This window comes from Nocardiopsis xinjiangensis YIM 90004 (assembly GCF_000341145.1).
Classification (GTDB): domain Bacteria; phylum Actinomycetota; class Actinomycetes; order Streptosporangiales; family Streptosporangiaceae; genus Nocardiopsis; species Nocardiopsis xinjiangensis.
On record NZ_ANBE01000007.1, the window covers coordinates 296,316 to 316,414 of the forward strand.

General features: G+C 70.5%; 14 protein-coding genes and 1 riboswitch. Of the genes, 4 read left to right on the forward strand and 10 right to left on the reverse strand.

What is annotated here, in order from left to right; genetic code table 11:
• Positions 1 to 89 precede the first annotated feature (89 nt).
• The 3 genes from D473_RS0105620 to D473_RS0105630 all read right to left on the reverse strand — a co-directional run bounded on the left by D473_RS0105620 (position 90) and on the right by D473_RS0105630 (position 3,439).
• Positions 90 to 1,481, reverse strand: coding sequence for a GH1 family beta-glucosidase (locus D473_RS0105620; RefSeq protein WP_017608109.1), 1,392 nt, complete (start codon positions 1,479 to 1,481; stop codon positions 90 to 92).
• 276 nt (positions 1,482 to 1,757) lie between these two features.
• Positions 1,758 to 2,483, reverse strand: coding sequence for a methionine ABC transporter permease (locus D473_RS0105625; RefSeq protein ID WP_017608110.1), 726 nt, complete (start codon positions 2,481 to 2,483; stop codon positions 1,758 to 1,760).
• Positions 2,483 to 3,439, reverse strand: coding sequence for a methionine ABC transporter ATP-binding protein (locus tag D473_RS0105630; RefSeq protein ID WP_017608111.1), 957 nt, complete (start codon positions 3,437 to 3,439; stop codon positions 2,483 to 2,485). Before D473_RS0105630 ends, D473_RS0105625 begins: the two co-directional genes overlap by 1 nt.
• A gap of 688 nt (positions 3,440 to 4,127) precedes the next feature.
• On the opposite strand from D473_RS0105630, the gene D473_RS0105635 reads away from it, so the two are divergent.
• Both D473_RS0105635 and D473_RS0105640 read left to right on the forward strand, forming a co-directional pair.
• Positions 4,128 to 5,195 carry a coiled-coil domain-containing protein gene (locus tag D473_RS0105635; RefSeq protein ID WP_017608112.1) on the forward strand — a complete coding sequence of 356 codons (1,068 nt, stop codon included), beginning with the start codon at positions 4,128 to 4,130 and terminating at the stop codon, positions 5,193 to 5,195.
• 575 nt (positions 5,196 to 5,770) lie between these two features.
• Positions 5,771 to 6,841: a hypothetical protein gene (locus tag D473_RS0105640; RefSeq protein WP_026126631.1), complete on the forward strand. Its 1,071-nt coding sequence runs from the start codon at positions 5,771 to 5,773 to the stop codon at positions 6,839 to 6,841.
• Positions 6,842 to 6,942: 101 nt separating this feature from the next.
• Here D473_RS0105640 and metE read toward each other — a convergent pair whose 3' ends face one another.
• Positions 6,943 to 9,222 (reverse strand): 5-methyltetrahydropteroyltriglutamate--homocysteine S-methyltransferase, encoded by a 2,280-nt coding sequence (metE, locus tag D473_RS0105645; protein ID WP_017608114.1) that lies wholly within the window; start codon positions 9,220 to 9,222, stop codon positions 6,943 to 6,945.
• Between the two features lie 153 nt (positions 9,223 to 9,375).
• A riboswitch (cobalamin riboswitch) is annotated at positions 9,376 to 9,591 on the reverse strand.
• Between the two features lie 237 nt (positions 9,592 to 9,828).
• Between metE and D473_RS0105650 the strand changes: the two genes are divergently transcribed.
• Both D473_RS0105650 and D473_RS0105655 read left to right on the forward strand, forming a co-directional pair.
• Positions 9,829 to 11,382, forward strand: coding sequence for a polysaccharide deacetylase family protein (locus tag D473_RS0105650; RefSeq protein ID WP_033352771.1), 1,554 nt, complete (start codon positions 9,829 to 9,831; stop codon positions 11,380 to 11,382).
• Positions 11,383 to 11,511: 129 nt separating this feature from the next.
• The gene (locus D473_RS0105655; protein WP_017608116.1) at positions 11,512 to 13,074 is read left to right on the forward strand and encodes a polysaccharide deacetylase family protein; all 1,563 of its coding nucleotides are present in this window, start codon (positions 11,512 to 11,514) and stop codon (positions 13,072 to 13,074) included.
• On the opposite strand, the gene D473_RS0105660 is transcribed toward D473_RS0105655, so the two are convergent.
• The 6 genes from D473_RS0105660 to D473_RS0105685 form a co-directional block, all read right to left on the reverse strand.
• A complete protein-coding gene (locus D473_RS0105660) occupies positions 13,038 to 14,204 on the reverse strand; it encodes a quinone-dependent dihydroorotate dehydrogenase (protein ID WP_017608117.1) in 1,167 nt (388 codons plus the stop codon). The genes D473_RS0105655 and D473_RS0105660 overlap by 37 nt on opposite strands.
• On the reverse strand, positions 14,201 to 15,130 hold the full coding sequence (locus D473_RS0105665; protein WP_017608118.1) for a proteasome assembly chaperone family protein: 930 nt from the start codon (positions 15,128 to 15,130) through the stop codon (positions 14,201 to 14,203). Before D473_RS0105665 ends, D473_RS0105660 begins: the two co-directional genes overlap by 4 nt.
• A 362-nt stretch (positions 15,131 to 15,492) precedes the next feature.
• On the reverse strand, positions 15,493 to 17,238 hold the full coding sequence (locus D473_RS0105670) for an ABC-ATPase domain-containing protein (protein WP_017608119.1): 1,746 nt from the start codon (positions 17,236 to 17,238) through the stop codon (positions 15,493 to 15,495).
• Between the two features lie 733 nt (positions 17,239 to 17,971).
• Positions 17,972 to 18,394, reverse strand: a complete 423-nt coding sequence (locus tag D473_RS0105675; protein WP_017608120.1) for a hypothetical protein — start codon at positions 18,392 to 18,394, stop codon at positions 17,972 to 17,974.
• Positions 18,395 to 18,588: 194 nt separating this feature from the next.
• On the reverse strand, positions 18,589 to 19,377 hold the full coding sequence (locus D473_RS0105680) for a PhzF family phenazine biosynthesis protein (protein WP_026126633.1): 789 nt from the start codon (positions 19,375 to 19,377) through the stop codon (positions 18,589 to 18,591).
• A 76-nt stretch (positions 19,378 to 19,453) separates the two neighbouring features.
• Entirely contained in the window at positions 19,454 to 19,915 is a 462-nt protein-coding gene (locus D473_RS0105685) for an Lrp/AsnC family transcriptional regulator (RefSeq protein WP_017608122.1), read from the reverse strand.
• Positions 19,916 to 20,099: the final 184 nt, after the last annotated feature.

The following is a 20,099-nucleotide window of genomic DNA, read 5'->3' on the forward strand; positions in this document are numbered from 1 at the left end:
ACGAGGCCGCCCCGGTGCGGTGACCGGGGCGGTCTCGTCTGCTGTGACGGGGCGCACCGCGGAAGGGGTTCGCGGCTCCGGGAGCACCGTCAGGGAAAACGTCCCGTGCGGGCGAGCTCGGCGTACCAGAGGCCGCTGTCCTTGACCACGCGCTCCTGGGTGGCGTAGTCCACGTGCACGAGCCCGAACCTGCGGGAGTATCCCCACGCCCATTCGAAGTTATCCAGAAGCGACCAGGCGAAATAACCGCGAAGGGGCACTCCGGCGTCGACGGCCTCGCGGGCCGCCCTCAGGTGGGCCTCGTAGTAGTCGCGGCGGTCGTGGTCGTGCACCCGGCCGTCAGCGGTGACGGTGTCCTCGAAGGCACACCCGTTCTCGGTGACGTAGAGGTCGATGCCGCCGCTGTCCCCGGCCAGCCGCAACAGCACGTCGTAGAGGCCTGTGGGGTCGACCTCCCAGCCCATGTGGGTGACCGGCAGCCCCTGGGAGACGTGCACCTCCTCGGGCCCGGCCCCGAGCCAGACGTCGCCCGCCCCGCTGACCCGGGCGGGGTCGAGGCCGTCGGCGGAGGCGGCGACGAACTCCGGGGAGTAGAAGTTGACGCCGAGGAAGTCCAGGGGAGTGGACATCGTCTCCAGGTCGCCGTCGCGCACGAAGGAGAAGTCGCTGACCTCGGAAAGGTCGCGCACGACGTCGGCCGGGTAGCGCCCCTTCAGGACGGGGTCGGTGAACAGGCGGTTGCGCACGCCGTCGGCCCTGCGTGCGGCGCGTACGTCCTCGGCGCTGGGCCCATGGGGGCGGATGACGGCCTGGTTGTGAGCGAGACCGACACGCGTGGGACCCCCGGTCGAGCGCAGGGCCTGTGCGGCCAGGCCGTGGCCCAGCAGCAGGTGGTGGGTAGCGGCCAGGGTGTCGCCGGCATCGCGCCGCCCTGGGGCGTGGACCCCCTCGAGGTGGCCGAGGAAGGCCGAGCACCAGGGTTCGTTGACCGTCATCCAGTGGGTGACACGGTCCCCGAGGGCCTCACCAACGGTGCGGGCGTACTCGGCGAAGTGGTGGGCGGTGTCGCGGGCGGGCCAGCCGCCGGCGTCCTCCAGGGCCTGGGGCAGGTCCCAGTGGTAGAGGGTGGCCCAGGGCTGGATCCCGGCTTCCAGGAGGGTGTCCACGAGCCGGTCGTAGAAGTCGAGCCCGGCCTGGTTGACCTTGCCCCGGCCCTCGGGAAAGACACGCGGCCAGGCCACGGAGAACCGGTAGGCGCCCAGGTTCAGGTCGCGCATCAGGGCGATGTCGGAGGGGTAGCGGTGGTAGTGGTCATCGGCCGGGTCGCCGGTGTCACCGCCCAGGATCTTTCCCGGGATCTCGGCAAAGGTGTCCCAGATGCTGCGGCCACGGCCGTCGGCGGTGGTGGCGCCTTCGATCTGGAAGGAGGCGGTGGCCGCGCCCCAGAGGAAATCGTCGGGGAATGCGTTGCTGTCGTTCACTGCTCGGACGCACCTTCCGGGTGGGGGGTTTGGGAGCGCTCCCAACCAAGGAAGCAGACCACTCCCCCGGTGTCAACAGTGAGAGAGGCCCTCGGAGAGGGGACCGGGATCGGGGGCAGGGGGGTTTCTCGTGGCCCCGGGGGTGGTGTTCGTCGGAGCGTCGAACACCACCCACAGGCCCCGGCCCACCATCCACCCGCACCGATCCGCCGCCCCGCCGACAGGCCCCTACCGGTCGACGGCGGCACTCGTGAGGGGCGGGGGAACGGGCCCGGGTCAGCGGCTCGCCAGGCGGCGCACCACCAGGTCACCCAGGCTCTGCACGATCTGGACGATGATCACCAGCAGGATGACCGTCGCCCACAGGTACTGGTCGTTGAATCGTTGGTACCCCTCGCGGATGGCCAGATCACCCAGGCCGCCGCCACCGATCGCCCCGGCCATGGCCGAGTAGGAGATCAGTGTGACCACGGTCATCACCAGACCCGCGATGAGGCCGGCCAGTGCCTCGGGCAGCATCACCTTGCCGACGATGCTGACCTTGCGCGTACCCATGGCGTGGGCGGCCTCGATCACACCGCGGTCCACCTCGCGCAGGGAAGTCTCCACCAGACGGGCGAAGAAGGGGATCGCGCCGATGCTCAGCGGCACGATCGCGGCCGTCGGTCCCAGGGTCGTGCCCACCAGCAGACGGGTCAGGGCCAGCACCGCCACCATCAGCACGATGAAGGGCAGTGAACGCCCGATGTTGACGACGGTGCTCAGCACCGCGCGTACGACCGGCGCCGGGGTCAGGCCGCCCCGATCGGTGGTCACCAGCAGCACACCCAACGGCAGGCCGAAGAGCACGCTGAAGAAACTCGCCCACCACACCATGTAGAGGGTGTCCTGGGTGCTCAGCCACAGATCCGGCCACATGACGGGCCACTCACGGACGAAGTCCACGATCGGGTCGACCCCGGCCGTGGAGGCGAGGAGCAGCAGATCGGCGGGGTTGGTCATCACTGTCCGGCCTCCTCGACCAGCAGGCCCTGCTGGGTCAGGTAGTCGATCGCCTCGGTCCGGCGGCCGCCCATCAGGTCCACGCTCAGGCGGCCCACGGACTGCCCGGCGACCTCTTCCACTCCTCCGCCGAGAATGTTCACGTCGACGTCGAAACGGCGGGTGAGTTCCGACATGAACGGCTGGTCGAAGGAGCGCGGGTAGGTCACCACCACGGTGTCCGGGCCGCCGTTGTCGGGCAGCGGGAAGAGCGACCGGGCCAGCAGGGAACCGGGGGTACCGATGAGGTCCAGCACCCGGCCCGACTCCAGGAACTCGCCGTCGGACATGATCGCGGCCGAGTCGCAGATGCGCTTGATGACGTCCATCTCGTGGGTGATGAGCAGGATCGTCAGCCCCAGCTCGTCGCGGAGGCGGCGCAACAGGCTCAGGATCGCCTCGGTGGTCTCGGGATCCAGCGCCGAGGTCGCCTCGTCGCTGAGCAGGACCTTGGGGTCGGAGGCCAGCGCGCGGGCGATGCCCACGCGCTGCTTCTGACCGCCGGAGAGCTGGGAGGGATAGGCACGGGCCTTGTCGTTCAGGCCCACGAGGTCCAGGAGCTCACCGACCTTGGCGTTGCGCTGTGCGCGCCCGACCCCCGAGACCTCCAGCGGGAAGGCCACGTTGCCGGCGACGGTGCGCGAGGACAGCAGCGCGAAGTGCTGGTGGACCATTCCGATGCGGCGGCGGGCCCCGCGCAGACCGGCGCCGTGCAGCGAGGTCAGTGCCTCGCCGTCGACCTCGACCGTTCCCTGATCGGGGCGCTCCAGGAGATTCACCGAGCGCAGGAGCGTGCTCTTGCCCGCACCGCTCTGGCCCACCACCCCGTAGATCTCGCCGGAACGTACATGCAGGTCGACGCCGTTCAGTGCGGTGACCTGCTTCTTCTTCAATCTGTAGACCTTTTGCAGGCCCACTGCGTCAATCACGGTTTTCCCATCGACATCTCAGCGGTGGTGCCACGGCCCCGGTCCAGAAAGGGATGTCTCGGGGTCGGGGCTCACAGCATGGGGTTGACGCCCGCACCCGAGCGTACGGAGCGGCCGGGAACGGACGTCTGCGGCGCGCCGTGCCCACGGCCTCGGCGGGCACTGGTGTGCGGCGCGGATGGCTGCGGAGCCGGAGAGCGAGCTCACCGCCCATGGTGGGACGGGCTCGGGCAGGCCCGGGGGTTCGGCCCCGGGGCTCGTCAGGACGCGCCGCGACAACAGCCGCCGGAGCGCGCGAGGGGCGCCGGGGCCGCGTGGGGTGCGATGGTGATGTACCTGAGAGCCTTCACCCTTCCAGACAATCACGAATACACCGGTCACTTCATCTGATCCCGACCATTCGTGTGGGTTATTTGAGACACATTGTCAGTTTGTGTCCCCGGCCGATTCGGCCACTCCCTCCCCTCCCGGTCCGACGGAGTGCCTACACTCGGTTGCATCCCGCGCCCTTCGCCCCGTGCGGGACACGGGGTGTGCGCACGACCCGCTCACCGGGCCCGCAAGCCCTCCGGCGAAGACACGGCCCCAGGTCGAGGGCGCGGGGGCCGACCCGATGCCGCACCCGCACCACCCCTGCCCACCGGGGGTCCGGTCAGGTACAAGGAGCGACCACACCGTGCAGTCCGACGACCTCGACCGAGCGTTCGGTCCCCGGACCGCCCATCCGGACGGGGACCCCTACGCCGATTTCTGGGCACCCGACCCTCCCGAACGGACCTGGAGCGAACTGGTCTCCTCCGCCCTGCGCGGGTCGAGGAGCCCGGGGCGTCTGCGTGCCGGGGCTCTCAGCGTGGCGATGGGGGCCGCGCTGGTCGCCGCACCGCAGGCCCCGGTCTCGGCGTCGCTGCCCATGGACACCGAGGACATGGAGACGCTGCGCGACCGTTCCGACAGCCTGGCGGAGGAGTACGACGGCGAACTCCGTGACATGGAGGGTGTCATGGAGGAGGCCGAGCGGGCCGAGACGCGTGCCGAGGGCACACGCGAGGAGGTCGCCGAAGCCGAGGAGCAGGTGCGTTCGCTGGCCGTGGCCACCTACACCGCCGGCGGCATCGACCCGGCACTGTCATTGTTCGTGGAGGCCGAACCGGACGTGGTGATGGACCGCGCGGTGGTCATCGACTACCTGTCCGGCTCCAATCAGGACAAGATCGACGAACTCGAGCAGGCCCTGAGCCGCGACGAGGTGGCGCAGGAGCACGCCGAGGAGCGCCTGGCCACGGCCGAGGAGGACCTGGAGGAGTTGGAGGGGCGGCGCGACGAGGTCCACCAGCTCATCGCCGACCACCCCGACCAGCCCATGGAGCCGCCGGACAACATCACCCCGCGTACGGAGCAGATGCGCGACCTCGGCATCGAGAAGTTCGGGCGCGGCAACGACGTGGGCGGCGTGGGCTGCTTCCGCGAGGAAGGCGGCTGGGTCGTGGGCGAGCACCCCAAGGGTCGCGCCTGCGACTTCATGGTCGACGGCAATGGCCAGATGCCGAGCCAGGAACAGATCGACCGCGGCTGGGAGATCGCCGAGTGGGCGCGTGACAACGCCGACGACCTCGGGGTCATGTACGTCATCTACCGCCAGCAGATCTGGGACGTGCGGCGCGGCGACACCGGCTGGCGCGACATGGCCGACCGGGGCAGCATCACCGAGAACCACTTCGATCACGTGCACATCTCGATGTTCTGATCGGGAGGACGTCCCTGGTTGGCCGCTTCCGGCCACACCGCCGGCGCACCATGACCCTGCCCGACAGGATGGACACCTACGGTGAGCATCGTGGCGTCCGGCGCCCTGACCGGCGAGGGCGGCCCATACAATCGGGCAGGATGCGATATCGCCCCTCGGGAACTTGCACAGCCACTCGCCTATCACGATCGCGTCACGCCAGTCCCGTCATTCGGGACGAATGGCACAAATAGGCGACATTTTGGCTATCTCTCCTGGTCCGGCCACCCCCCTACCCCCACCGCGGCGTTAGGATGCAGAGCGTCCCGGTCCACCCGCCCCGACCCCGGCCTGCGGCCATCCGCCGGCCAGCGGGTGATCGGCGACCGGGCCCCGAGTTGCGGGGGCACCCCCGTGCACCATCGGATCGCCACGGAACCCCGTGGCGTGCGCCCCGCACCGTCCCCCACACCGGCCGCTCGCCCGTGCACGTGGAGGACGCGGAATCCCGTGGAACCGATACGCGGGCCCACACATCCCACACAAGACGGCGAGACAGTCATCAACGGTCACAGCGATACCGGGCGAGGGGAGCCATGAGCGATAACGGACCTCACAACCAGCCACCGCAGAACCCCTATGGTGGCGGTGAGGGGCAGCCGCCCTACGGCCCGCCTCCGGGTGGCGACCCCAGCGGCGGACAACCCCCCATGCCGCCGGGCCAGCCCGGCGGCATGCCCGGACAGCCCGGGTACGGCGCCGGTGCACCCCCCGGTTACGGAACCGGCGGGCAGCCCGGCTACGGCCCGCAGGGCCCGCCCGGCCAGCCGATGTACGGGGGCGGACAGCCTCCCTACGGCGGCCCCGGCGGCCCCGTGCCCCCACCACAGAACGGCGGGGGCAAGGGCGGCAGCAAGGCCAGCCTCTGGGTCGTACTGGGCGGTGGCGCGGTCATCATCGTCCTGGTGGTCGCGGTGATCGTCACCCTCATCAACAACAGCGGGGGCGACGAGGTCGCCACAGAGCCCACCGAGGAAGCGTCGGAGTCCACCACGGACCCCGACCAGGCCGACGACACCGGCGGGGAGGAGGAGCCCGAGGGCACCACCAACGCCTCCGGCGAAGCCCCCTACAGCGTGCCGACCGAGCCCTGCGAGGCCCTCACCGGCGACGTGGAGAGCAACTTCCTCCTCGTCGACGAGGGCAACAAGTCGGTGCAGGACAACACCTCGACCTGCTCCAGCAGCATGGCGGACCCGCCCGAGGGCAACGACTCCGATGCCTACGGAAGCTTCGACATCAGCTACTCCGTGCCCTACAGCAACAACGAGTCCGATGCCGAGGCCTCGGTGGAGTACGAGCGCGGGGTCGAGGAGGTCACCGGCCAGTCCGACTACGGCCTCTACCTCGACGAGGTCATGGAGGAGACCGAGGTCGACCTGGGCGACGAGGCCTACTTCGTCGTCAACGGATACGACTTCGCCGGTGAGGACATCCCCGTGGCCACCCTCCTGGTGCGCACGGCCAACCTCAACATCCGCCTCGAGTACCAGCTCCACGGCGCCTACGACCAGGAGACCGAGCTGGAGGACTTCACGATGCCCGAGGACGTCCAGGACCTGATGGTCGCCGCCGGCGAGGACGCCCTCGCCCAGGTCGGCAGCTGACCGGGACGCACACACGGCGGAAGGGGGCCGCGGCACTGCCGCGGCCCCCTCACGTGTACCGGGCCCGTGTCACCGGCCACCGGGCACGGAGCCCGTCCGGCTCAGCCCAGATCGGCCCGCACCCGGCGTGCGGCCTCGACCATGTTGCGCAGGGACTGCTCCACCTCGGCGTACCCGCGGGTCTTCAGACCGCAGTCGGGGTTGACCCACAGGTGGGCGGCGTCGACGTGATCGACCGCCAGGCGCAACGAGGCCTCGATCTCGTCGGCCGAGGGCACCCGCGGTGAGTGGATGTCGTACACGCCCGGTCCGATGGAACGGCGGTACCCCCGCTCCCCCAGGTCGCGGACGAGCTCCATTCGGGAGCGCGCCGCCTCCACACTCGTGACGTCGGCGTCGAGGGCCTCGATCCCGTCCACGACCGTGGCGAACTCCGAGTAGCACATGTGCGTGTGGATCGTCGTGGTCGGTGCGGCCCCGGACGTGGCCAACCGGAAGGACTCCACCGCCCAGTCCAGGTAGGCCTGCTGCTGTTCCTCGCGCAGGGGCAGCAACTCGCGCAGGGCCGCCTCGTCCACCTGGATGTGGCGGATACCGGCGCGCTCGAGGTCGGCGACCTCGTCGCGCAGGGCCAGCCCCACCTGACGGGCGGTCTCACCCAGCGGCTGGTCGGTGCGCACGAACGACCACGCCAGCATGGTCACCGGCCCGGTGAGCATGCCCTTGACCGGCTTGTCGGTGCGCGACCGGGCGTAGGTGATCCACTCGACCGTCATCGGCTCGGGACGGGAGACGTCCCCGTACAGGACGGGCGGACGCACACACCGCGAGCCGTAGGACTGCACCCAGCCGTTCTGGGTGGTGGCATAGCCCTCCAACTGCTCGGCGAAGTACTGGACCATGTCGTTGCGCTCGGGCTCACCGTGCACGAGCACGTCCAGACCGATCTCCTCCTGGAGCGCGATGACCCGGTCGATCTCCTTGCGCAGAAGCGCCTCGTACTCGTCGGTGGGCAGCTCGCCGCGGCGGTGCGCGGCGCGGGCCCTGCGCAGTTCCGGGGTCTGCGGGAACGAACCGATGGTCGTGGTGTTCAGCTTCGCCCCGGTGGTGGAGCCACGGTTCTCCGGACGCCGGACGGCGTCCGGCCCCAGGGCCTCCAGGCGGGCACGCACACGGCTGTCGGTGAAGGAGGGGATCTCCGCTCCGCCACCGGCCATCCCGGTGACGGTGCCCTGCGACAGGGCGCGGCCCAGCAGCGCGGTCTCCGCTGCCTTCTGCTTGGCGAAGGCCAGAGCCCCGCGCAGATTCGGATCGAGGCCGGTCTCGGCGTCCAGGTCGAGGGGCACGTGCAACAGCGAGCAGGAGGTGCTCACCGACAGCTCGTCGGTGAGGCCGAGGACGGTCCCCAACTCGGCCAGGGTGGCGGGCACGTCGGTGCGCCAGACGTTGCGGCCCTCGACCACGCCGGCGACCAGGCGGGTGGAACCGAACCCGGAGATCTTGACGAGGTCCTCCACGCCCTCGTCGTCGGTGACCAGGTCCAGACCCACGGCCTCGACCGGGGACTCCTTGAGTACGCGCAGTGCGTCCGGACCGATGGAACCGAAGTAGGCCGACACCAGCAGCGACGGGCGCTCGGTCAGTCCGCCCAGGTGACGGTAGACCCGGTCGAGCTCGGCCACGTGGGCGCGGCCCTCGTCCGTGGCCAGGATCGGCTCGTCGAGCTGGACCTCGGTGGCACCCGCGGCGGCCAGGTCACCCAGCAGCTGGGCGTAGGCCTCCACGAGCTGGTCGAGCAGCTCCAGGGGCCGCCACCCCTGGGGTGCCTCCTCGGCGGCCTTGGACAGGAGCAGGAACGTGAGGGGTCCGACCAGGACCGGACGGGTGTGGTGACCGGCGGCCAGGGCCTCGCGGAACTCCGCGAGGGGCTTGTCTCCGACCAGGCGCGGGCGCACGTTCGGCGACAGTTCGGGCACCAGGTAGTGGTAGTTCGTGTCGAACCACTTGGTCATCTCCAACGGCGGCGCGCCCTGTTCGCCGCGGGCCAGCGCGAAGTAGCGGCGCAGGTGCTCCTGCCGGTCCCCGGCCGCTGCGGGCGAGGCGAACCGGGACGGGACCAGGTCGAACAGGACCGCTGTGTCCAGGACACCGTCGTAGAAGGAGAAGGTGTTGGAGGGCAGGTCGTCGACCCCGGCCTCCCGGAGCTGGTCGAGCACCCCTGCGCGCAGTTCGGCGGCGACGGCGTCCAGTTCCCGGGCGCTCACGGTGCCGTCCCAGTGCCCCTCGCTCGCGCGCTTGAGCTCACGCCGCGGACCGATCCTCGGGTAACCATGCACCGTCGAACGCACCGACGGGCCGGAGGAGGTCGTATTGCTGCTCATGAAAGCTTCTCTCCCTCGTCGAAAGCCGGGTACCGGCCACGAGGAAGCGACAGCGAAACGTGGATGCCTCGCACACGGCCCCCTCGAGGGGAACCACATGCCACCCACGATCCGTCGGCCCTCCCTCGAGGCACGGAACCACCGGAGGCGCGTCTGCGCCACCGGGTGGAGGCAGGTCTTCGGACTCATGGGCATCTCCGGTACTCGACACCGGACGGCCTACTGGTCGCCGCTTCCCGGTTCCCGTGCCCTGTCGGGCCGTTCCCCAGTGCTGTTGACGATTTTCGTTCCCATACACCGCTGCGGGGCAGTCCCGGATTCACACCGGGTTCCCTCTTGCGACACACACCGTCCACGAAATCCCGGCTACGCCGACGTGGGAACAGCATGTGTACCTTCCACGGCTGCGAGTATAGGAAAGACCCCGACAGCCCCTACAACCCGGTGTGCACTTACCCCGAGAGCCCGTCCGATCCCTCTGCCCGGACCGGGCCGCGCACCGAGAAGTGAGCGTCGCGCACGGGAGACCCGTCCCCCCTTCCACCCGGCGCACGCAGGACAAAGAACGTGGAGTTTTTCCTGGTGAACAAGCGGTCCCTTCCGAACATGGCCCCCGACCGCCCCCTCATCACCGCTGCGTTGGCCTTCGCGGTTCTGCTGGGACTCCTGCTCATGGCGACCCGGCCACCCGGCCTGCTCACAGCCGACAGTGCTCAGAGCACCGACGAACTCTCCGGAAGCGAACAAGAGGAGGCCCTCCCACCGGCCGAAGGTGGGCCCGGCGGCCAGACGGTCGTCGACCCCGGTGCGGTCGCCGGGTTGCAGGAGGAGAAGCTCTCCTACGACGGCCCGGTGGACACATCGGTGACCTATCCGGTGCTGCCCAACGCCGACCCGCTGACCGAGTACCTGGAGAGGGAACTGTCCGCCGAGGTGGCCGCGTTCGAGGACGCCGACCACGGGGCGGACTCCTACGAGGCCGACTGGAACCTGACCGCCGCCCGGCAGGGCCTGGTCGGGGTACGGATCGCGGCCACCGAGAGCGGCTCCGGGGGAGAACGCGAGCGCTTCTCCACCTACTGGTACGACACCGAGCAGGGGCAGGTGTACGGGTCCACGCACCTGTTCGACGACCAGGAGGCACTGACGGCCCTCGACACGCTGGCACGCGAAGAGGTCGGCGAGGACGCCGACACCTCGGGGATGTACCCGATCTCGGCCCTGTACGACTCGATCGGATTCGGCCCCGACGGCGACCTGGTCGTGGAGTTCGACGCCGGCCAGGTCGCCCCGGCCGCCCAGGACCGGATGCATGCAGTGCTCGACCACTCCGAGATCGAGCCGTTGCTGTCGGACCTGGGCACCCGGGCGCACGAGGCCGCGACGGTGGGTGTGGACACCTTCGAGATCGCCGAAGCCCCCGACACCGCCGGGGACGACCCCCTCGGTACCGCGCCCGGCACCATCTCCCCCGACGACGACAGTGTGGACTGCACGGACACCGAGACCACCTGTGTGGCCCTGACCTTCGACGACGGCCCCGGAGGCGGCACACCGCAGCTGCTCGACACCCTCGACGAGCACGACGCCCGCGCGACCTTCTTCGTCACCGGCCACCCTGTGCAGGAGCACCCCGAGACCCTGCGCCGCGCCTACGCCGAGGGGCACGAGATCGCCAACCACACCCTCAACCACCCGGACCTGACCTCCATCGGCGCCGGCGACGCCACCATGGACCTCAGTTCCACACAGGCGCTGGTGCTGCGTGAGACCGGCTACGAGATGGACCTGATGCGTCCCCCCTACGGCGCCACCGACGGCGGTGTGGCGACCGTGACCCAGGACATGGGGCTGGCCCAGATCCTGTGGAGCGTGGACACCAACGACTGGCGCCATCGGGACGCCGACAAGGTCGCCGACACGGCGCTGGACGGGGCCGATGACGGCGCGATCATCCTCATGCACGACATCCACTCCACGACGATCACTGCCGCAGAGGAGATCGTCAGGGAGCTGGAATCGAGCGGGGTCGAGATGGTCACCGTGACTCAGCTCCTCGGTTCCACCGAGCCCGGGGAAAGCTACATGGACGGTGTCCCCGACCCGGAAGAGGGGGATGAGGAGAATGCTGATGAGGGCGCTGACGCCAGTGACGGGTGAGTGGGCGGCGCGGACGGTCCCGGGTTATCTGACCACATGTGGACAGTGCCCGGGGCCGCGTGACCGGGTCCACTATGTTGCTGCCAGCAGCTGCGCGAGCGCCCGCTCCGAGGGATGAGGAGTCCGGTTTTGTCGTCGACCAGAGCCCACCAGAACGAGGCCGTGCCCGAACCCGGACGCCGGGCGGGGCGACCCTGGTTGCCCGGTGTGGCCGCCATGGTGCTGCTGATGCCCTTGGCCGGGTGCGGCACGGAGGGCTCGTCCTCGGGCGAGCCCGATGCCATGGCGGTCCTGGTCGACGGCACCGGGGAGGGTTCCGGCTCCGCGGACCGCGAAGGTGTGACCGTGCGGACCGGGGACGCCGACTCCTTCGAGGACCACCCGCACGTACCCGAGGGGGTGGACATCTCCGTCGCCTACCCCGAGTTCGAGGGGGCCGAGCCCTTCTCCGAGGGGCTGGCCGAGCGGGTCGACACCGAGGTGGAGGACTTCCGCGCCGGAACCCGCGACCCGGTGGCACTGACCATCGACTGGCAGATCACCGCCGTGGACCCCGGCGTGCTGGGCGTGCGCCTGGTACGCACCGAGGAGGACATGCACGGACTCCGGGAGGGCTACAGCACCCACTGGTACGACGCCGCAGCCGGGCGCACCGCCTACTCCACGGAGCTGCTGGCCGACCACGAAGCGCTGGAGACCGTCAACGGCCTGGTGCGCGAACAGCTGGCCGACGACGAGGACGTGGACACCTCGACCCTGCACCCGGTGCTGCGCACCTACGACTCCATGGGGTTCAACGACGCCGGCGACCTGCTCGTGGAGTTCGACGACGGTCACCTCTCCCCCGTCGAGGAGGGGCACGTGCCCTCCTCCGAACCGGGGCGCAAGACCGCGGTACTGGATGCCGAGGAGGTCGAACCACTGCTGTCCGACCTGGGACGGCGGGCCCGGGACGCGTCGCTGTCGGAGGAGGATCAGGTCACCGTGGCCGAGGCCGCCCCCGACACCGAGGATCCGGAGCCCGTGCCCGGTGTGGTCAGCGCCCAGGACCCTGACGTGGACTGCTACGAGGACGGGACGCGCTGCATCGCGCTGACCTTCGACGACGGTCCGCACGAGCACACACCGGAGCTGCTGGACCTCCTGGCGGAGGAGGACGTGACCGCTTCCTTCTTCCTCAACGGGAACCCGGCTCTGTCCCGGCCCGGGACGATCCGGCGCACCTACGCCGAGGGGCACGAGGTGGCCAGCCACAACGACCTGCACGAGAACATGCCCGAGGAGTTCGAGGGTGAGGAGCTCCCCGCGCAGATCGCGGCGGTGAGTTCGATGGTGCGGCGCCAGACCGGGCACTCGGTGGAGTTGTTCCGGCCGCCCTTCGGCGCCGGTACGGACGCGGTGCTGGAGGAGATCGGCGAGCAGGGCATGGCCGAGATCCTGTGGAACGTGGACAGCGACGACTGGCAGGGCGTGCCCGCCGAGCAGATCGTGGCCAACGTGGTCTCCGGGGCCGCACCGAACACGATCGTGCTCCTGCACGACCCACTGGAGACGACGATGGAAGCGGCGCCGCAGATCATCGAGGAGCTGAAGGCCCTGGACTACGAGTTCGTCTCGGTCTCGCAGGCGCTCGGCGGCGCCGAGGCCGGCGAGAGCTATCCGCCCGGGGGCCTGGGCGCGCCCGCGGTGTGAGCCGTCGCCCGGGCACGCGGGGCGTCCCCGTCGGTGTCCGCGCCGACCGCGTCGGCGACCGACCGGTAGCCGGCCGAGCGCACCAGCCGCGCGAGTCCGCGGTGCAGACGGCGCGGCCACAGCGGACCGCCGTAGATCAGACCGGTGTACCCCTGCACGAGGGTGGCCCCGGCACGGATACGCGCCCAGGCGTCGTCCGCGGTCTCGATCCCGCCGACCGCGACGAGGGTCAGCCGGTCGCCTGCGCGCTCGCGCAGGCGGCGCAGCACCTCCAGTGAGCGCTCCTTGAGCGGCGCGCCGGAGAGCCCGCCCGCCCCGAGTCCGGCCACCGCGTCGGGGTCGGTGGCCAGCCCTTCGCGGGAGATCGTGGTGTTGGTCGCGATGACCCCGGCGAGGTTCTCCGAGAGCGCGAGGTCGGCGACGGCGTCGACGTCCTCGTCGGCGAGATCGGGCGCGATCTTGACCAGCAGCGGCAGGTCCGCGTGCCCGGACTCGGCCAGCGCCTGCCGCACCGAGCGCAGCAGCGGGCGCAGCCGTTCCACGCTCTGCAGGTCGCGCAGGCCCGGGGTGTTGGGCGAGCTGACGTTGACGACCATGTAGTCGGCGTACTCGGCCAGCCGGTGGGCGCTGAGGGCGTAGTCGGCCGGGGCCTCCTCCTCGGGGGTGACCTTGGTCTTGCCGATGTTGACGCCCAATAGCGGGCTCGGGCGGCCCTGGAGGTGGTGCAGGCGTTCGGCCACCAGCGCGGAACCCTCGTTGTTGAAGCCCATGCGGTTGAGGATCGCGCGGTCCTCGACCAGGCGGAACAGGCGCGGCTGCGGGTTGCCGGTCTGCGGGTGGGCGGTGACGGTACCGATCTCCACGAACCCGAACCCGAGCGCGGCCAGCCCCTGCGGGCTCTCCGCGTTCTTGTCGAAGCCGGCGGCCAACCCCAGCGGACCGGGGAACTCCCGCCCGAGCGCGTGCACGGTCAGTTCCGGTTCACGGGGCCCCAGCAGGTGCTGCATGGCGGGGGCGATCCCGGGGACTGCGGTGGCCGCACGAAGCGCCGTGAAGCTGAGGTGATGGACCGTCTCCGCGTCCAGGTGGCGCAGGGCCGAGCGGAAGAGAATCTGGTAGAACACGCTCATCCGTTTCCGTCGCCCTCGCGCTCGGCGAGGAAGCGTTCGAGTTCGTCACCGAGTTCGTCGGCGGTGGGCAGCCCCGCCTCGTCGTCGGCCAGGGGCAGAATCGTGCGGCCCCCGGGGTCGTCGCCCCGCGAGGTCATGATGTCGTCGTACTGGCGCTCGAGATTGGCCACGACACGCTGGATCTCCTCGGACTCGGCGACCTGCTCGGCGATCTCCACGTCGGTGGTTCCGGCGGCCTCCTCCAGCTGGTCGGTCGGCAGGGCCAGACCGGTGGCGCCCGCCACGAACCCCATGGCGGCCATGGCCGCGCGCGGGTACTGGGACTGCGCCAGGTAGCTGGGCACGTGGACCGAGTACCCCACGAAGTCGTGGTCGCTCTCGCCGAAACGGTACTCCAGCATCGCGCTCACGCTCGCGGGCACTTCGACGCGGCCGATCCACGGGGTGTGCCCGGAGACGAGCTCCTCCCGGGTGGCGTGCGGGGTCACGGTGATCGGGCGCGTGTGCGGCACCGCCATGGGCACCCCGCTCGCGCTCACCGCGAGTGTGATGCGGAAGTGCTCCACGAGCTGCTGCACGGCTGCGCCGAACGCCTCCCACTCCAGGTCGGGTTCGGGGCCGTGCAGCACCAGGAACGGCTGCCGGTCGAGGTCGTGGAACCGGTACAGGGCGATCTTGGGCGGGGTGTAGTCGGTCCAGGTGTTCTCGACGAAGGTCATCTTCGGGCGGCGGGAACGGTAATCGACGAGGCGGTCGATATCGAATGTCGCTATCTCTTCGCCGCTGAGGGAGTCGAAGAGGACCGTGGACATCTGGGTCCCGGTCTGCCCCGCGTCGACGAAGCCGTCCAGGCAGACCAGCATCGCCAGACCCTTGACGTCGTCGAAACCGGGATGGATCTCGTACAGATCTGCTGGGTCACGCACCGGGTACTCGTCTCCACATCTGGTCGGGGAGGCAGGGGATGGCCACCGCGGACGGAACCGGGGCCCTTCGGGCATTCCTGCCCTGCTCGTCCACAATACCGACCCCGTGTCCCGGTACGAATCGGCCCGGGACGCCCTGTGTGCGGGCCGTCGGGCCGGGGCACCGGCCGGGGTCGGGGGCCCAGTTGCAGGCCCCGTTGATGCCAACACGTGTCCCTGACGCGCTTGTTCCCGCCCGCGCGCCGGGAACTCTCCAGGAGCCTCTCCCCCACCGATACGCCCGTGCGTGGCACCCCCGCGCACGAGGCCTCAGACGCGGGCGCGCTGCGCGGGAACGTGCGCGCGCCCGCGGGAAGAAGCGGTCAGCGCATCTCGGCCACACGCATCGCACGCAGGCGGTTGAGGACCGCGGCGACCTCCGCTCGGCGCGGCAGTGTGTAGTCACCGCCGAAGTCCTCACCGAGCAGGGTGACCCCGTGCTCGGCCAGCTCCGCGTCGAGGGAGTCCAGCGCCTCACGCAAGGTGCGCTTGCCGTCCAGGTGCCGCCCCCGGACCAGTCGGCGCAGGGCCAGTCCGGCGCCGATGATCTGGCCCGGGTCGACGAACTGTTCGACCCCGCGCACGTCGACGTCGCTCTCACCGAAGGTGAGCACGTCCATGTCACGGCGCTTGATGCGGCTCCGGCCCTTGTTACCGCTGTCGTCGACCGAGTCGGGGTCGACCACACGGGCACGCGGCAGGCGGAACTCGGCGTCGTTGCGCTCGTGGGCGAGCTCGCGGGCCTGCTCGGTGACGTCGTGCGGGTGGTAGGCGTCGAGCATGATCACCTGGTCGGCGACGTCGAAGTAGTCCCCGCTGCCGCCCATGACCAGGACGGTGGAGACCTTGTGGTCGCGGTTGAGCGGGCGTACCAGGTCGATGAAGGGCACCAGGGGTTCACGGTCGCCGTGGACCAGGCGCTGCATCCGCTCGTCCCGGATCATGAGGTTGGTGGCGGTGGAGTCCTCGTCCACGAGCAGCGTGCTCGCACCGCTTTCCACGGCCTCGCAGATGTTGGCGGCCTGGGAGGTCGATCCCGAGGCGTTCTCGGTACGGAAATCGCTGGTGTCGGCCCCCGTGGGCAGGTTGCGCACGAACGGGCTCACGTCGGTGCGCTCGACCCCGCGGCCTTCCTCCGCCCGGATCTTGACCGCGTCCGGCCGGGTGACCACGAGCTCGCGCCCGTCGCCCGGGACGTGGTCGTAGACCCCGCGTTCCAGGGCGTGCAGCAGCGTGGACTTGCCGTGGAACCCGCCGCCGACGATGAGCGTGATGCCCTCGGCCACCCCCATACCGGTGATGGTGCCCCGGTGGGGCAGGTCGACGCTCACCCGCAGGGACTCCGGGGAGTCGAAGGGCACCGCACCGTCGCTCATCGGCTCGTCGCTGATACCGCTGCGCCGGGGCAGGATCGCGCCGTCGGCCACGAAGGAGACCAGGTCGAGCCCGGCGAGCTGGTCGCGCAGGGCGACGGTGTCGGCCACGCTGTCGGCGAAGGCGACCGCTTCCTTCTGGTCGATCTCGTCCCAGTCGAGGTCGTCCACCAGCTCGGGCAGGGTCCGGCACAGCTCACGCTCGGCGGAACGCCCGTCGATGCGGCGGCCGTGGCCGGGCATGTCGAGGCCGATGCGCAGGTCCACTCCGCCGCCCTCGGTGACCTGCAGCGAGGAACGGGCGATGACCTCCTGGCCGCCGGTGTCGATCTTGAGCAGCGACCCGCGCAGTTGCTTGCGGGCCCGCCGGCCGAGGTAGTCGGCGGTGGCCCGGCGCCGGATCGGATCCTTCCAAGCGCTCTCGGGGATACCGGCGTCGGGGCGCAGGACCCGGATACGCGACGGCGGCGCGAACGGGTCGGCCTGTACGCGCTGCACGGTCAGGGTGAAGTCGCCGAAGTCCCAGTCGCCCTTGAGGGACTTGTAGCGCCCGTAGGAGGCGCCGTCCATCTTGAGCAGCTCCTGTGCCAGGCGTGCGTCGTCGCGGACCCCGCGGATCGGCTCGGGCTCGGGCTTGCGGCCCTTGCCGCCGCCCCCGCCGCCGTGTCGGCGTCCTCCGCCGTGCCGTTCCGCCATCGGTTCCCCCTCGAGTCTGTTGGCTGTCCCGCCCAGGTTAGGACCTCGGCCGGGCCGGTGCAGAACGACTGTGGGCGACGGTGACCCGTCACTCCGCCGGCAGGCGGTTCCTCCGGCACACCGGCTCTCCCGTGTGCGGGCCGGTGCCGTGGCGCCGGGCCCCGGGGAGGGCGGACCGGCCCCGCTGTGGTCGGGGAGGCGGGGCCGGTCCGCACCGACCTCGCCGGCCCGTCGGCAGGGGCCGCGGCGGGGGTCGCGATCCCTCCCCGGGAGGGGGAAGGGAGGCATCGCGACCGCGCGCCACCGGGCCCGCGCTCACGCGCGGCCGTCGGGCCGGGGTCGGCCCGTGCACCGAGCTCTCGGAGATCCCGCGCGAGCGGTCCGGCGCCGGCGGCCAGGATCGCGGCGCCGACCCGAAGCGGCCTCGCAGAGCGGGGCCGCGGCGGCTCGCGCGTTCTCCCTCGAGGGGAGAGGTGGTGCACGCCTCCTTTTCTACAGGAAGTCCGGGAGGCGCGTGGGAAAACCGGGGAAGAACCTTCCTCGGTTCGGAACGGGGATTGCACGCCCGCCGTTCTCCGAGAGCCACCCGATGAAATCTCATACTCCTACCGGTAACACCCGTAGGAATGTTGAAGAATTGACTTCTGAGGGTCCGGGCACGTCCGCCTGGTGAGGACCGCACGGAAAAGGGGACCACCCGGGGGAGAAGAAACTTTCGCCGCCGCCTCGGTGTTCAACGCAGGGCGGCCCGCAGCACGGAGTCGTGTTCGTCGGCCGGCGGGTCGGACAGGCTTCCGACGAAGACCGCGACGATCTGGCCGCCGTTCTCCCGCACGTCGGCCAGAACCTCGCGCCAGTGGCGCAGGTTGGGGTGGTCCAGTTCGGTGCACGCCTCGGCGGGGCTCAGCTCCTCCACGGCCGCCTCCAGCTGTCCGACCGACATCGGGTGGGAGAACGTGCCGCGGGTGTGTCCGCTCACGCGCGCCAGGACGACCGCGGGAAGGTAGCTGCCGTTCTGGTTGACGTGGGTGAACTCGGTGGTCCCCTCCCGGTACACACCGATCCCGTAGGCGGCGGGGCGGCGCCAGTCGTGGTGGCTCTCCTCCAGCCGCTCCCGTGCGGCGGCGATCTTCTCCTTGGTGTCCCACTGTTCCATCGGGGCCTCCTTTCCAGGGCGTGTTCGGTCGATGCTCATGGTCTCCGCCGGGCCGGCCCCGGGCCTGTCCGGGCGACGCCGGCCCCGGCCCCGCCCGCCACCCCCGAAGGAGATGCGGCGCGGTACCACCCGGTCACGGCCGTCCGAGAGCGCAGCACTGGTCGAAACGGCGGAAGACATCTGTCACACAGGTGCTAGAGGTCGAGGTGGCCGGTGGCCACCGTCACGGCGTCGCCGCCGATGAGGACCCGGTCTCCGCGCAGGCGCAGGTGTAGGTCCCCGCCACGGCTGGAGGCCTGGTGCGCCAGGAAATCGCTCCGCCCCAGACGTTCGGCCCAGAAGGGGGCGACCACGGTGTGGGCCGCACCGGTGACGGGATCCTCGGGCACGCCCATGCTCGGCGCGAAGAAACGCGAAACGAGGTCGTAGGCCTCCTCCCCGCGGGCGGTCACGATGACCCCGCGGGCGGGCAGGGCGCGGATCGCCTCGGGATCGGGGGCCAGGGAGCGCACGGTGTCCTCGTCGGCCAGTTCCACGAGCAGGTCGTTGTTGCCGCCGATCCCGGTCCACAGGGGCCGGGCGCCGAGGGCGTCGGCGAGTCCGTCGGGGGCGGGCGCCGCGGTGGCGGGGCGGGCGGGGAAGTCCATCCACAGCCGGCCGTCGCGGTGTTCGACGGTGAGGATCCCGCTGCGCGTGGTGAAGCGGTACGGGGCCGGTTCACCGAGTTCGGCCAGGGCGTGGGAGGTGGCCAGGGTCGCGTGGCCGCACAGCTCGATCTCGGCGACGGGGGTGAACCAGCGCAGTTCGAACTCGGCGTCCTGCTCCCCGACCCGGCGCGCGAAGGCGGTCTCGGAGAGGTTGAACTCGGCCGCGATCCCCTGCGCCCAGACCTCGGGGTAGGGGTCCTCCAGGACGAGGACGGCGGCGGGGTTGCCCGCCAAGGGGCGGTCGGTGAACGCGTCGACCACGCGGTACTCAGGCATGTTCACAGATTAAGGCCTGTTTGGTGGATGCTTTCCGTCGCGAGCAGGTAATCAGGTCTCCGCCGAGCAGGTCCTGTCAAGCATCCCGTGGGAGCGGTCCTTCCAGATGGGGCTCGTCGAGGATGAACATGGTCTGGGTGCTCTTGACCTCGGGGATGCGCTGCAGGCGTTCGAGGACGAAGGTGCGCAGGGCCGAGGCGTCGGCCACCCGCACCAGGAGCAGCAGGTCCACGTCGCCGGAGACCAGGGCCGCGTGATCGACCTCGGGGATGTCGCGCAGATAACTGCGGAATCTCTCCCAGGAGTGCTGTTCGATGCGCACCGACACGTACGCGGACAGCGCCGTGCCGTACTTCTCGGGGTCGACGACGGCGGTGAAGCCCCGGATGACGCCCTGGTTGCGCAGGCGTTCCAGACGCGAATAGGCGTTGGCACGGGAGATGTGGGCGCGCTCCGCGACGGCCCTGATGGACATGCGTCCGTCGGCCCGCAGCAGGTCGATGATGCGCCGATCGATGTCGTCCAGGCGCACGGCCATGTGTCTTACCTCATACCGTCCGCATGGTGGGCGCGGTGGATGTTCGGGATCGGGGGTTGTTGTACTGAACAGTTCGTCCAGCGTTGGGGCTGCGATCTCGACAATATGGGGTTATTCACTTCATATTCAAGACATGGAGTTCCTCGCCGGGGCCCAACGGCTCTCCGACCCCTGCCCCCTGGGG

Coding starts and splice junctions, on each gene's coding strand:
- D473_RS0105625 (WP_017608110.1), bottom strand. CDS start 2,483: ATGACCAACCCCGCCGATCTGCTGCTCCTCGCCTCCACGGCCGGGGTC.
- D473_RS0105640 (WP_026126631.1), top strand. CDS start 5,771: ATGAGCGATAACGGACCTCACAACCAGCCACCGCAGAACCCCTATGGT.
- metE (WP_017608114.1), bottom strand. CDS start 9,222: ATGAGCAGCAATACGACCTCCTCCGGCCCGTCGGTGCGTTCGACGGTG.
- D473_RS0105650 (WP_033352771.1), top strand. CDS start 9,829: ATGGCCCCCGACCGCCCCCTCATCACCGCTGCGTTGGCCTTCGCGGTT.
- D473_RS0105660 (WP_017608117.1), bottom strand. CDS start 14,204: ATGAGCGTGTTCTACCAGATTCTCTTCCGCTCGGCCCTGCGCCACCTG.
- D473_RS0105670 (WP_017608119.1), bottom strand. CDS start 17,238: ATGGCGGAACGGCACGGCGGAGGACGCCGACACGGCGGCGGGGGCGGC.
- D473_RS0105675 (WP_017608120.1), bottom strand. CDS start 18,394: ATGGAACAGTGGGACACCAAGGAGAAGATCGCCGCCGCACGGGAGCGG.
- D473_RS0105680 (WP_026126633.1), bottom strand. CDS start 19,377: ATGCCTGAGTACCGCGTGGTCGACGCGTTCACCGACCGCCCCTTGGCG.
- D473_RS0105685 (WP_017608122.1), bottom strand. CDS start 19,915: ATGGCCGTGCGCCTGGACGACATCGATCGGCGCATCATCGACCTGCTG.